The sequence below is a fragment of the Streptomyces rapamycinicus NRRL 5491 genome (genome assembly GCF_024298965.1).
GTDB lineage: Bacteria > Actinomycetota > Actinomycetes > Streptomycetales > Streptomycetaceae > Streptomyces > Streptomyces rapamycinicus.
In genome coordinates, this window is record NZ_CP085193.1 from 301146 (window position 1) to 314601 (window position 13456).

Annotated in this window: 10 protein-coding genes; 4 read left to right on the forward strand and 6 right to left on the reverse strand. The window is 71.7% G+C overall.

The window, feature by feature from the left end; translation table 11 throughout:
- The first annotated feature begins 2 nt into the window (after positions 1-2).
- The 4 genes from LIV37_RS01335 to LIV37_RS01350 are packed head-to-tail and all read left to right on the forward strand — an operon-like array spanning position 3 to position 3724.
- Positions 3-932 (forward strand): ABC transporter permease, encoded by a 930-nt coding sequence (locus LIV37_RS01335; RefSeq protein WP_020865313.1) that lies wholly within the window; start codon positions 3-5, stop codon positions 930-932.
- On the forward strand, positions 925-1830 hold the full coding sequence (locus LIV37_RS01340; RefSeq protein WP_020865314.1) for an ABC transporter permease: 906 nt from the start codon (positions 925-927) through the stop codon (positions 1828-1830). The genes LIV37_RS01335 and LIV37_RS01340 overlap by 8 nt, the downstream gene beginning before the upstream one ends.
- Positions 1827-2876, forward strand: coding sequence for an ABC transporter ATP-binding protein (locus tag LIV37_RS01345; RefSeq protein WP_020865315.1), 1050 nt, complete (start codon positions 1827-1829; stop codon positions 2874-2876). Before LIV37_RS01340 ends, LIV37_RS01345 begins: the two co-directional genes overlap by 4 nt.
- Positions 2873-3724, forward strand: coding sequence for an ATP-binding cassette domain-containing protein (locus LIV37_RS01350; protein ID WP_020865316.1), 852 nt, complete (start codon positions 2873-2875; stop codon positions 3722-3724). Before LIV37_RS01345 ends, LIV37_RS01350 begins: the two co-directional genes overlap by 4 nt.
- Positions 3725-3747: 23 nt before the next feature.
- Here the strand turns inward: LIV37_RS01350 and LIV37_RS01355 are convergent, their stop codons facing one another.
- The 6 genes from LIV37_RS01355 to LIV37_RS01380 form a co-directional block, all read right to left on the reverse strand.
- Entirely contained in the window at positions 3748-6396 is a 2649-nt protein-coding gene (locus LIV37_RS01355; protein ID WP_243146428.1) for an ATP-binding SpoIIE family protein phosphatase, read from the reverse strand.
- 140 nt (positions 6397-6536) lie between these two features.
- Positions 6537-8144, reverse strand: a complete 1608-nt coding sequence (locus LIV37_RS01360) for a GMC family oxidoreductase (RefSeq protein ID WP_020865317.1) — start codon at positions 8142-8144, stop codon at positions 6537-6539.
- A gap of 145 nt (positions 8145-8289) precedes the next feature.
- Entirely contained in the window at positions 8290-9678 is a 1389-nt protein-coding gene (locus LIV37_RS01365; RefSeq protein WP_020865318.1) for a DUF3100 domain-containing protein, read from the reverse strand.
- Positions 9675-10901, reverse strand: a complete 1227-nt coding sequence (locus LIV37_RS01370) for an amidohydrolase (RefSeq protein WP_020865319.1) — start codon at positions 10899-10901, stop codon at positions 9675-9677. The genes LIV37_RS01365 and LIV37_RS01370 overlap by 4 nt, the downstream gene beginning before the upstream one ends.
- A 10-nt stretch (positions 10902-10911) precedes the next feature.
- Positions 10912-12453, reverse strand: coding sequence for an aldehyde dehydrogenase family protein (locus LIV37_RS01375; protein ID WP_020865320.1), 1542 nt, complete (start codon positions 12451-12453; stop codon positions 10912-10914).
- A complete protein-coding gene (locus LIV37_RS01380; RefSeq protein WP_020865321.1) occupies positions 12450-13337 on the reverse strand; it encodes an NAD(P)-dependent oxidoreductase in 888 nt (295 codons plus the stop codon). Before LIV37_RS01380 ends, LIV37_RS01375 begins: the two co-directional genes overlap by 4 nt.
- Positions 13338-13456: the final 119 nt, after the last annotated feature.

The following is a 13456-nucleotide window of genomic DNA, read 5'->3' on the forward strand; positions in this document are numbered from 1 at the left end:
ATGTGGCGCGCTTCCTCGTTCGCAGACTGCTCACCATGATCCCGGTCGTCCTCGGGACGACGTTCATCATCTACGCCGCCGTGTACGCTCTGCCCGGCGATCCCGTCCAGTCCCTGGCCGGGCCCGACCGCGCCGTCAGCCCGGCCGCCGCGGCCGCCCTGCGCTCCCACTACCACCTGGACTCGTCCCTGCTGGCCCAGTACGGGCACTATCTGTCGGGTCTGCTGCACGGTGACTTCGGCATCGACTTCGGCGACGTGCCGGTCTCGTCGCTGATCGCGGCGGGCTGGCCGGTGACCGTGCGCCTCGCGCTGACCACGTGGGTCATCCAGGCGGTGGCCGGTGCCGGCCTCGGGGTCCTCGCCGCGGTGCGTGCGGGCCGCTTCCCGGACCTCGCGGTCCTGGGCGGCTCCACACTGATCCTCGCGGTGCCGTACTTCGTCACGGCGTACGTGGCGCAGATCGTGCTCGGCGACCGCCTCGGCTGGTTCCCCGTCTCCGGCGTCGACGCGGGCTGGCCCCGCAGCTATCTCCTGCCGGCGCTGTGTCTGGCCCTGCTGGGCGTGCCGGAAGTGGCACGCCTGACCCGGGCCGCCGTGCTGGAGAACCTGGGCGCGGAGTTCGTCGACACCGCCGTCGCCAAGGGTGCGGGCCGGATGCGGGTGCTGACCCAGCATGTACTGCGCCCGTCGCTGATTCCCATCGTGTCCATGCTGGGGCTGACACTGGGCACGCTGCTGTCCGGCACGATCCTCATCGAGGGAATCTTCAATCTGCCCGGTCTCGGCTACCAGACGTTCCAGGGCGTCCAGCAGCACAACGGGCCCGTCGTGGTCGGCATCAGCACGCTGCTCGTGCTCACCTTCCTGTTCATCAATCTCGTCGTCGACGTGCTCTACGTCGTCATCGACCCCAGGATCCGCCTTGACTAGCCTGCTGTCCGCCCCCGAGGCGGCCCCCGCGTCCCCTGCCCTCGAACCCGTCCCGGCCACCGGCCCGTGGCGCTCCCTGCTGCGCCGCCCGCGGTTCGTCTTCTCCGCCTTCGTCGTGGTGCTGCTGTGCGCGGTCGCGGCCGGGCCGGGGTTCTTCGCCGGATGGTTCGGGCACGGCGATCCGCACTCCTGCGATCTCGACCACAGCGGTCACGGGCCCACCGCCGGCCATCCGTTCGGCTATGACATCCAGGGCTGTGATCTCTACAGCAACGTCATCCACGGAACACGTGATTCGCTCGGCATCGGCCTGCTCACCACCGCCGTGACCCTGGTGACCGCGGTCGTTCTCGGCTGCCTGGCCGGCTACTTCGGCGGTCTGGTCGATCTGCTGATCAGCCGTCTCATGGACGTGTTCTTCGGATTCCCCGTGCTGATCGGCATGATCGTGGTCCTGGAGACATTCAGCGTGCACAGTGTCACCAGCGTCTCGCTGGTGCTCGCCCTGTTCTCGTGGCCCGTACTCACCCGCATCATGCGCTCGTCCGTGCTCACCGTCCGCGATCTCGACTACGTCGTCGCGGCACGCGAGCTGGGCGCCGGACACCTGCGCATCCTGGTGCGGCATGTCATCCCCAACGCCATCGCCCCGGTCGCCGTCCTCACCAGCATGAGCATCGGCGGCGTGATCACCGCGGAGGCGTCCCTGACATTCCTGGGCGTGGGGCTGCGGGCGCCAGCGGTGTCCTGGGGCGTCCAACTCAACACCGCCCAGCAGTACTTCACGGACCATCTGGGCCTGCTCCTGTTCCCTTCGTTGTTCCTCTCCCTCGCCGTGCTCGGCTTCGTCCTGCTGGGCGACTGCCTGCGCGACGCCTTCGACCCGAGGTTGCGATGACTCTGTCTCTACGCCCCTCCCCGCCCTCCCCCGACCCCCTCACCGCGCTGCCCGCCTACGACGCCGACGCCCCGGCCCTCGCGGTGGACGATCTGCGTGTCGAGTTCCGCGCCACTCGCAGCCGACGGACCAGCACCGTCGTCGACGGCGCTTCCTTCCGAGTGACCGCCGGGCAGACCCTGGCCGTGGTCGGCGAATCCGGTAGCGGCAAGAGCATCACGGCCCGGACGGCCCTGGGCATCCTTCCCGCCGGGGCGGCGGTCCGCTCCGGCAGCATCCGGGTGCACGGCGTGGATCTGCTCACGCTCGACGAACGACGGCTGCGGACGGTGCGCGGGAGACACGTGGCGATGGTCTTCCAGGACGCGCTCGTCGCACTCAACCCCGTGATTCCCGTGGGCCGGCAGATCGCCGAGGTGTTCCAGGTACACGGCCGGGCCGGCCGCCGCGCCGCGGCCCGGCACGCGGTGGACCTGCTCGACCGGGTCCGCATCCCCGACGCGGCCCGCCGCGCGGGCCACTATCCGCACCAGTTCTCCGGCGGCATGCGCCAGCGCGTCGTGATCGCGATGGCGCTCGCGCTCACCCCGCGGGTACTCATCGCCGACGAGCCCACCACCGCGCTCGACGTGACCGTCCAGGCCCAGATCCTCGCTCTGCTGCGGGAGCTCCAGGATGAGCACCGTCTCGCCCTCGTCCTCGTCAGCCACGATCTGGCCGTCGTCGCGCAGAGCGCCGACCACGTGGCTGTGATGTACGCGGGCCAGGTCGTGGAGTCCGCCCCCGGATACGAGTTGTACCGACGCCCGGCACACCCCTACACCCGCGCGCTCCTCGACGCCGTCCCGCGCCGCGGCCGCAAGGGACTCCCCCTGACCACCCTGCCCGGCGCACCGCCCGACCCGGCGCGCCTGGCGGACGGATGTCGCTTCCGTCCACGCTGCCCGCTGGCCCGCGCTCAGTGCGCGACTCCCCCACCCGTCCACGACGTCGGGGCGCAGCACACCAGTTCATGCCACCGCTGGCAGGAGGTGACCGGCTCATGACCGCTGAACCACACGCGACCCCCGTCCTCGACGTGCGCGATCTCGTCAAACACCATCCAGCCGGCAGAAAGCCACTCGCCCGGCGTGGCGGGCACCGGATCACGTCGGTGGACGGGGTGAACCTGACGCTGCGCCACGGCGAGACGCTGGGGCTCGTCGGCGAGTCGGGCAGCGGCAAGTCGTCGCTGGCCCGGCTGCTGACCGCGGTGGACCGTCCCACCTCGGGCGAGATCACTGTGCTCGGCCGCCGCTTGGACCTCCTGCGGGGACGTCGGCTGCGCGAGATGCGCCGCAACATACAACTGGTCTTCCAGGACCCTTACACCAGCCTGGACCCCCGGATGACCGTGTACGACATCGTGCGCGAGCCCCTGCTCATCCACCGCGAGGTGGCACCTCGCGCCGGTCACCGCGCCCGCGTCGCCGAGCTCCTCGAACTCGTCGGCCTGAGCCCCGACCACGGCGGTCGCCGCCCCCATGAGTTCTCCGGCGGTCAGCGTCAACGCATAGGCATCGCCCGCGCCCTGGCACTGCACCCCTCCATCCTCATCTGCGACGAGCCCGTGTCCGCGCTGGACGTCTCGGTCCAGGCCCAGATCGTCAACCTCTTCACCGCTCTCCGCGGCGAGCTGGGCATCTCATACGTATTCATCGCTCACGACCTGGCCGTCGTCGAGCACGTCGCCGACCGGATCGCGGTCATGCGACAGGGCCGCATCGTCGAGACAGGGACCGTCGCAGACATCTACGAGAGCCCCCGACACCCGTACACCCAGGAGCTGTTGGCCAGCTCCCCGGACATGGAGCCGGCACTGCGCGGCCGGGCGGTCCCGGATCCCCACGACTGACCGCCACCGCGGGCCCCGCCCCCTCAGGCGGTGACGGGCGGGCGGGCGGGCGAGGGCAGTGCCTGCTCCGTCCACATGCACTTGCCCGCCGCGGTGAACCGCATGCCCCATCGATCGGACAGCGCCGCGACCAGCTGCAGCCCGCGCCCGCCCTCGTCGGTCTCGGCGGCGCGGCGGATCCGCGGCGTGGTGAGGCTGCCGTCCGACACTTCGCAGATCAGTGTCCGGCCGTACAGCAGGCGCAGCCGCGGGGGGCCGTTCGCGTGCCGGACGACATTGCCGACCAGCTCGCTGACCAGGAGCTCGGTGGTCATCGACAGCTCGTCGAGATCCCACGCGGACAGCTGTTCGGTGGCGCGATGGCGGGCTTCGGCCGCGGCGATGGGGCCGTCCGGGAGCGTCCAGGACACCACCCGGTCCGGAGCCATCGACCGCGTTCGGGCGATCAGCAGCGCGGCGTCGTCGTGGGTCTCGGTCTGCTCCGGCACCAGTGCGCCGATGACGGCGTCGCACAGCCGTCCGGGGCCATGGAGGGTGGTGCGAGCGCACACGTCCGCGGACACATCCGCCGGAGGCGCGGCGGCCTTGGTGAGGGCGTGGGCGAGGCGGGCCATGCCCTGGTCGATGTCAACGGCGGACGACTCGACCAGGCCGTCGGTGTACAGCACCAGATGGCTGCCCTCGGGCACCTCGATCTCATGCATCTCGAAGGGCGGGCTGGCGGCGCCGAGCGGTGGATCGGCGTCGGCAGGGGGGAAGTAGGTCGTCCCGTCGGGTCGGACGATGGCGAGCGGCGGGTGCCCGGCGGCGGCGAAACAGCAGAGGTTGGTGGCGGGGTCGTAGACCGTGTACAGACAGGTGGCGTAGAAGTCATCGCCGAGGTCGCCGACCAGATCGTTGAGGTGGGCGAGGAGTTCGTCGGGCGGAAGCTCGAGGTCGGCGAGGGTGTGCACGGCCGTGCGCAGCCGCCCCATCGTGGCGGCCTCGGACAGCCCGTGGCCCATGACATCGCCGATGACGAGGGCGACCCGCTCCCCGGACAGCGGGATGAGGTCGTACCAGTCGCCGCCGACCTGTACGCCCTCGGCGGCGGGCAGATAGCGCGCCTCGGCCGTGACGGCCGGTACGACGGGCAGCGTACGGGGCAGCAGCCCGCGCTGGAGCTCCTGGGCGCGGGTGTGCTCGGCGTCGTAGAGCCGGGCCCGCTCCAGCGCCTGGGCGACCAGCCCGCTCAGCGCGATGAGCAGGGAGCGGTCCTCCTCGGAGAAGTGGCGCGGCCGCGAGAAGCTCACCACGCAATAGCCGATCTGCTGGTCCGAGGCGATCAGAGGGAGGAACGCCCACGCCTTCATCCCGCTGCGGTGGAGATAGCCGACCGCGTCCGGGTGGTGTTCGGCGTACTCCTGCGGCGTGGACAGGAAGATCGGGGTGCGGGAGGTGAGGGCCTCCACGATGGCTGACATCTCCATGACCGAGATGCTCTGAACGGTCTCGAGGAACTCCTCCGGGTACCCGGCCGCACCGACCATGCGCCACTGCCCGTTCTCGATCAGCTGGCAGATCAGGCCGGTGGCGCCGAACGGCGGAAGCATCCGGTCGGCGACCGCCTTCACCACGTCCTGGACGGTCAGCGCCTCGGCGAGCGCCGAGGTCAGCTCGCCCATGCGCATGACCCGCTCGGCCGCGGTGCGCTGGGCCGCGGACTGCTCGGCCTCCTCCCTCCGGCGTTCGGTGATGTCCGCGATGTGGATGACCAGTCCGTCGGGGGCCGGGTCGAAACGTGCGTGGTACCAGCCCGCTCTGCCGGGCCACCGGGTGTCGAATCCGGCCGGTGCGTGAGTGGTCACGGCCCGCCCGTGGCAGGCGGCCATCCCGGTGTCCCGGACCACCGGGTGGTCCCACAGCACCGTCCCCAGCACCTCCTGGGCGGAAGCACCCAGCAACTTCAGGGCCGCGGGGTTGGCGAAGGTCAGCCGCGCCTGGCCGTCGAGAGCGAGGAGGCCGTCGTTCATCCGCCATACGGCACTGCCGACGGCGTCACCGCCGAGGGGCTGTCGCTCGTGCTCGACGTCCGCGGCGGCGGGCCGCGCGGGCCGCAGATACTCGGCGACCCAGTCGGCGACCCTCCGCAGGAACTCACACTGCTCCTCGCCGAGCTCATCCGGCGCCTCCACCAGCACGGACAGCGCGCCCACCGACCGCCCGCCGGCCGTGACCACCGGCACCGACACCACACCGCTGCCGGGCGGCAGCGACCCGGCACCGGGAGAAAAGTCCCCGGAGGGAGAGCGGCCGGACAGCGGGGGATGCACCCGGTGCGGCACATCGGGCGGTGGCGGCGTCCAGACCCGGGTGCGGTAGCGGACGCAGGACACCGGGGCCGCGCTGTCCTCGTCCGTGAGGGTCTCCCACCCCGCGATCAGGTAATCCGGGAGCCCCACACCGGCGACCACGCGCATGCCTCCCTGGCGCGGATCACGTATATGGATCATGCCGCCCAGGGCGCCGAGTTCGGCGACCGCCTGCCCGAGGGCGAGCCTCACCGGCCCGGTGCCACTCAGCTGGCCACCCGCGGAACCCATCAGCCGAAGCCGTGTCCGCGCCGACCGAGTGATCCGGGTGTCCGCGCTGTCTGGGCGCTGCTCATCCACACCCATGGCGTCACCTGTCATCTCCTCGGTGACCCGATGTCGTACGGATCGCAGACCGCGAGCGTCCCATATAGCCCGAATATAACCCTCCCCCGAGGAGAGTCCCCGGTCGATGGTCATGGTCATCGGTATACGAGCCGGACGCCGCCGAGGCGCGGACGTCAGCCGATGCCCTGCCCGGCCTTGATCAGGTCCGCGGCCCGTTCGCCGATGACGACGCAGGGTGCCATGGTGTTTCCGCTGGTGATGGTGGGCATGACCGAGCCGTCCGCGACACGCAGGCCTTCGATCCCGTGGACGCGCAGGGAGGCATCGACCACGGACATCTCGTCGCGCCCCATCTTCGCGGTGCAGGTCTCGTGGAAGTACGAACCGGCCGCGTCCCGGATGAAGTCCCTGAGCTCGGCACGGCCCAGCGGACCGGGCATGACCTCGCGTTTGACGAACGGCTCGACCTCCGCCGAGTTGCCGATCTCCCGGCAGAGCTCCACGCAGTGTTCGAGCGCTCTCATGTCCTCCTCGGCCCGCAGGTATCCGGCGTCGATCAGCGGGGGTGCGAAGGGATCCGTACCGGCCAGCCGTACGGAGCCGCGACTGGCCGGGCGGGCGAGGCCGGGCGCCAGCGTCCAGGCGGAATCGGCCCCCACGGGAACGTCGTACCGGAGGGCCGTCGCCTCGCTGGCGAGCGGGAGCTCGTCCAGCACCGGCATCAGGTCGGGACCGGGCAGCGACGGGTCGCTCCTGGCGAAGATGGCGAACTCGGCGGCGTTGTTCCGGGGCGCCTCGGGGATCCGGTACTCCCAGATACAGCCGGCGAGCAGGATGTGATCCTGGAAGTTCTTCCCCACACCCGGCAGATCTACGACGCCGGGGATGCCGAGCGCCGCGAGTTCCGCCTGGTCGCCCAGGCCGGAGAGCATCAGCAGCTTCGGGGTGTTGATGGCACCGAGGGAGACGATCACCTCCTCGGCCGCCGAGACGGTGTGTGCGCGGCCCCGGCTGACGAACTCCACCCCGGTCACCCGGCTCCCCGACAGCCTCAGCCGGGTCACCTCGGCGCGCAGCACGATGTCGAGATTGGGACGGCCCATGGCCGGATGGAGATAGGTGGCGGCGATCGAGACCCGGGCATGTCCCGGGCCTACCGCGAGATTGGGAAAGCCGCAGCCACAGCCGGACTCCATGGGGTCCGCGTTGAGATCGCCGACAGCCGGAATGCCGGTCGCGGACGCCGCCCGGGCCAGGGCCGCCGCGACCGGGACCGGGTCTTCGGGGAGGGCGATCCGCAGCGGGCCACCGGTGCCGCGGCGGGGGTCGGCGGGGCCGGTCCAGCCCTCCACCCGGCGGTAGACATCGCGGACAGAGGCGTACGACCAGCCCGGGTCGCCGGTCTCCTCGGCCCAGGAGTCGAAGTCGACGCGGTGGCCCCGTGCCCAGACGGAGGCGTTGACGCTGGAGCCACCGCCCAGCACCTTGCCCATCGGCAGCGCGGGCGCACGGCCGCGCAGCGAGCGGGACGGCTGGGCCGAAAAGCCCCAGTCGCGTTCGCTGCCGATGTTGGACATCCACCGGGTGGCGTCGGTGACCGACTCCACCCGGTCGCTGCCACCGGCCTCCAGCAGCAGGACACTCACCTCGGGCACGTCCGCCAGCCGCCGGGCGACGACGGACCCCGAGGTCCCTCCGCCGCAGACGATGAAGTCGTAGACGGGGCGAGGGACGTCGGTGACGAGCTCACGATCCTCGGTGATGTGACTGGTGCGTGCCATGGGTAACGACCGTCCTCCCGCCGGACGCGGCGTTCGGTGCCACCGCCTGGCGGACTCGCTGATGTCCAGCGTAGCCATGGCGCGGAACCACTCGCCAGACGGATGACGGCGCGATGGGATCAGGCGAGCCGGTTCCAGCGGATCCTCAGCCCCAGAGGCCGAGGGTGAACTCGGCGATCAGCGTGGACAGGAGGAACGACGCGGTGATCGCTACCAGGCCGACCGGGACGATCTTCCAGCCGATACGCCGCAGCAGGGGGACGTCCTTGCCGAGCGACAGACCTGCCAGCGTCAGCATGATCGTGGCGATGGAGAGGAAGTCCACCGAGTTCACCAGCGAGTTGATCGCTTCCGCGCCGAAGAACCACGGACTCGAGACGTACGCGCCCACGGTGGTGATCCACACGATGGGTGAGATCTTCCGGGTTGCCTTGGCCAGGACGAGACCGAGCGATACGAGGGCCAGGAGGATCGCGTAGCCGCCGATGATCTGCCAGCTGAGGGCCTTGGCCGACACCGAGGCGGCGCCGATGCCCAGCACCGTCAGTACTCCGAGGGACAGCCAGAGCGGTAGCTTCACCTCGGCCGAGGCCGCCGCCACCTGCTCCCGGAACGCGCGGTTCACCGCGATGTCGTCCGCCTGGGAGCGGGCGGGAGCTGGGGTGGCGGACGCCCCGGCGTCCGTGTCCGGCTCCGTCGTGGCGGCCGCGGCCGCGCCGTCGTGCCGGCCGCGGGTGAGGAAGCGGTAGACCCTGTCGGCCAGCGGGAGCGCGATGTAGATCCCGATGTAGACGCCCAGGACGGTGGTGATGAGGTTGGACACCGCGGCCGTGCCGAGGATGGCCTCCTGGTCGGCGGGGTGCGCGGCCACGATGCTCGCCGAGGACGCCGCCATCATGGACCCGGATCCGACGCCCGCTCCCATGGCCATCGCCAGTGGATCGAAGATGCGCCAGTTCGCCACGACGGATGTCAGGAGCGTGATGAACACGGCGCCGAAGAGCGTGCCGAACACGTACATCGCCAGCACGCCGCGGTACTGGTCCGAGTCCGGCCCGTACTTCTCCGAGACCATCGCGAAGGAGGGCTCGCGGTCCAGCGAGAAGGTGGCGCCCACCGTGGCCTTGCCCATGCGCAGCAGCACGGCCAGCGGCAGGGCCAGGGCGATCGTCCCCAGGAGGTGCCCGACCTCCTGCAGCAGCAGGGCGGGTCCCGCCTTGACCAGGGTCGGCAGGCTCGGACCGATGTTGAAGGCCAGCCGGGCCACGAGGAGCATCACGGCCACGCCGACGAGAGCCGCGGCCGCCTTCTGGAGGTCCAGGCCCAGGGGCCTGACCTTCTGGACGGAGACCAGCAGGCCCAGGAGCAGGCCCCACACCATCGGGAAGATGATGACGGATCCGACGCCCAGATCGATGTCGAGTTGCCCGATGAACTGGACGGCCAGCGCGATGACCAGCGCCAGGGCAGCGATCGGCAGCGTTTGCAGGGGTGACTTCGGTCCGGCCTTGGCCGGGGCGGTGTGGGTGGTCATGTCGCTGCTGCTTCCTGGGTGGGGTTCCGGCGATAGGGCGTCGTGGCGAAACGTTTCCTCTGCTCCGAGTCGGTGGCCGTGTCGGCTACGGTCCAGGCCAGCGCGAGGGCTGCCTCGAACATCACCCGGTACGCCCGGGGGGTGTCGGCCAGGGCGGTAAAGCCGTGCGAGTGGATGGGGACGTCGGCTCCGGGGATGCTCAGCCAGGGGTGGAGGCTGGGGATCACCTGGCTGACGTTGCCCATGTCGGTCGATCCGCCGCTGAGCCGCCCCGCGGGCGAGGTGTCCCGCCCCAGGGCGCGCATGGCGGCCGTCCAGTGGGCGGCGAGTGTCTCATCCTGGACCAGCGGCTCATAGAGCGGCTCCGTGGACTCGATGGTCAGCTCGGCGCCCGTGGCCAGGGCCGCGCCCTCGAAACAGCGGCGGACCCGTGCCAGCAGCGCTTCGTACTCCTGCAGGGTGAAGGCGCGGCACTCGAAGTCGACGACGGCGCGCTCGGGTATGACATTCGTGGCGATACCGCCCTCCGCCACGAAGAGCGCCACCCGGTGGTCCCCCGGGATCTGCTGGCGCAGCAGGCCGACGGCCACCTGGCTGAGCACGGCCGCGTCGGCGGCGTTCACACCGAGGTGAGGGGCCGCCGCCGCATGGGCCGCCTTGCCGGAGAACACGGCCCGGTACCTGCCCACCGCCTGGGAGCTGGTCCCGGCCGGGGCACAGGTCACTCCGTCCTGGACGAGGTGAACCATCAGGGCCAGCCCCACTCCGTCGAACGCGCCTGCCTCGAGCAGCAGCGCCTTGCCGCCGCCGTGCTCCTCGGCCGGGGTGCCGATCGCCTTGAGCGTGATGCCGAGTTCGTCCACGTGGGGTGCCAGGGCCAGCGCGGAGGCGAGCGAGGCACCGGCGATGAGGTTATGTCCGCAGGCGTGGCCCACCTCCGGCAGCGCGTCGTACTCGACGCACAGCGCGACCGTCAGCTCGCCGCTTCCCGCCGTGGCGGTGAAGGCGGTGGGCAGACCGCCCGTGCCGCGTTCGACGTCGAACCCTCCCTGCTCGAGCAGCTGCGTGAGAGCGGCTGAGGAGGCCGTCTCCTCGAAGGCCACCTCGGGATGGGCGTGGAGGGAGCGCGAGAGCGCGAGCACCCGTTCCCTCCAGCGCTCGACGCCGGCCGCGAGGTCCGTCTTCAGCCGGCCGGAACCGGCGGCAAGGTCCGTCAGTGTCATCTGTGCCTGCCTAGTAGCTCAGCGAGGGGAACGGCGTGCCGGCGGCCCGGGTGGGCACCCAGACGGCCTTGGTCTGCGTGTACTCGTCCAGCACGCCGGGGCCGGAGGACCGGCCGTGGCCGGAGTCGCCGAAGCCGCCGAAGGGGACCGCCACGTGGATGGTCTTGTAGGCGTTGATCCAGAAGGTGCCGGCCCGCACGGAGCGCGCCACATGGTGGGCGCGGGAGACATCGCCGGTCCAGACCGCTCCGGCGAGGCCGAAGTCCGTGCCGTTGGCCCGTTCGATCGCCTCCGCCTCGGTGTCGAAGACGTCGGCGCCGACCACCGGTCCGAAGACCTCGGTGGTCTCCAGCCGGTTGGCGGGGGTGACCCCGTCCAGCAGGGTCGGCATGACCCAGTGGCCGCCGGCCAGCGCGGAGCCGGTCAGCTCGGAGGGCAGCCGCGCGTCGGTGATCCGGCGGCCGCCGTCCGCTATTCCCGCCTCGATCAGCGAGGTCACGGTGGCGAACTGCGGTGCCGTGATGATCGGGCCGACCTCGGTGGTGGGGTCGAGCGGGTCGCCGAGGCGCAGCCGCGCCGCCCGCTCCGCCACGCGCTCCACGAACGCGGCGTGGACACCGCGCTCGACCAGCAGGCGCGAACCGGCCACGCAGGACTGTCCGGCGCCGGAGAAGACGGCGGCGATGGCGCCGTCCGCCGCCCTGTCCAGGTCGGCGTCGGCGAAGACGATGTTGGCACTCTTGCCGCCGAGCTCCAGGACGGTGGGGATACCGGCCCCCGCCGTCGCGACCGCCACCCGGCGGCCGGTGGCCACCGAGCCGATGAAGGAGACCTTCCCGACGCGCGGATCGCTGGTCAGTGCGGCGCCCACGGTGGAGCCGTGCCCGGCGGCGACGTTGAACACGCCCTCCGGGAGGCCGGCCCGGTGCGCCAGCTGGGCCAGCCGGAGCGTGGACACCGGGGTGAACTCGCTGGGCTTGACGACGACCGCGTTGCCCGCCGCCAGCGGGGCTGCCGAGTTCCAGCCCGCGGTGAACAGGGGCGCGTTCCACGGGGTGATGGCCACCACCACACCCCAGGGCACGCGCTCGGTGTAGGTGTGCCAGTCGCCGGGGACGGGGATGGTCTGGCCCGTCAGCTTGTCCGCCCAGCCGGCGTAGTAGCCGAACATCTCGGCGACCTTGGCCGCCTCGGCCCGGGTGTCCCGCAGGGGCTTTCCCGTGGTGACGGACTCCAGCACGGCCAGTTCCTCGGCGTGCTCGGCAACCGTGCGGGAGACCTCGCGCAGGATCGCCGCCCGTTCGAAGGGGCCCGTCGCGCCCCACACCGCCGCCCCGCGGACGGCGCTGGTCAGGATGGTCTCGGCCGCCTCCCGGCCGGGATCGCGGAACGCGGCGTACTCCTCGCCGGTGGCGGCGGCGGTGAGCGGGATGGTCTCACCGCGGCCGGGGACGACGCGGCCGTCGAGGAAGGTGCCCAGACCCTGGGGGAAGGCGGTGTCCACGGCCGCGCGGGCGGCGGTGGCGGAGGACGGGGTGGTCGCGGTGGTCATGCTGCGGGGGCTCCTTCGCTGGTGAGACAGGGGGCGACGGTGCGGGCGATCTCGGTGAAGTCGGCGCCGGAGCCGAGTGCGGCCAGGGCGGCTTGCCAGCGCTGGTTCGCCGCGGCCAGCAGCTCCGGCCGTTCGCCCCGCTGGGCGGCGATCTCGATGGCCAGGGCGGCGTCACGGGCCATGAGGCCCATGGAGAAGCCGGAGTCGTGGGCACCGGTCAGCACCCACTTCGGGTACATGGCAGCGGAGACCTGGCTGCCGCCGGAGGCACCGCTGATACCGGCTGCGGCCATCGCGGGATCCACACCGTGGGCCTTCGCGATGGCGAGGGCCTCCCCGACCGAGACCAGGTTGGCCGCGGCCAGGACGTTGTTGAGCAGCTTGACCACATTGCCGGAGCCGGGGCCGCCGAGATGCTCGTACTGGCCGCCGGTCAGGGCCTCGAGGACGGGCCGGGCCGCGTCGAGGGCCTGCTCCGTGGCACCGACGAAGGCGGTCAGCCGGCCTTCCGCGGCCCCGTCGCGGCCGCCCGAGACGGGCGCGTCGACGAAGGCCGCGCCCTGGTCCGCGGCGAGGGAGGAGAGCGAGGCGCTCGTGGCCGGCTCCGATGTCGTGGTGTCGACGATGGCGAGAGTGCCGGGGCGGGACAGCAGCACCGGAACGGTCGTCCCGACCACACCCGCCGAGGGCAGCGAGAGGACGGCGTAGGGCGTTCCGGCCAGGTGTCCGACGTCGTCCACGGTGCGGATGCCCGCCGCTTCGGCGGCGGAGCGCGCGACGGGCGAGGGATCGAAGCCGGAGACCTGCCAGCCCGCCCGATGCAGGGTGACGGCCATGGCGCCGCCCATCGAGCCCAGGCCGACGACGGCGACGTGCTGGTTCATGAGAGCTCCTGTCGAAGGGGCGTGGGTACGACGAAGAGGGGGCGAGGGCCGCTGGTGGCCCGGGAAGATGTCGCGTGGGGCGGCGGACGCGGGCCGGGTGCGCGCGCGGGCCGGGTGCG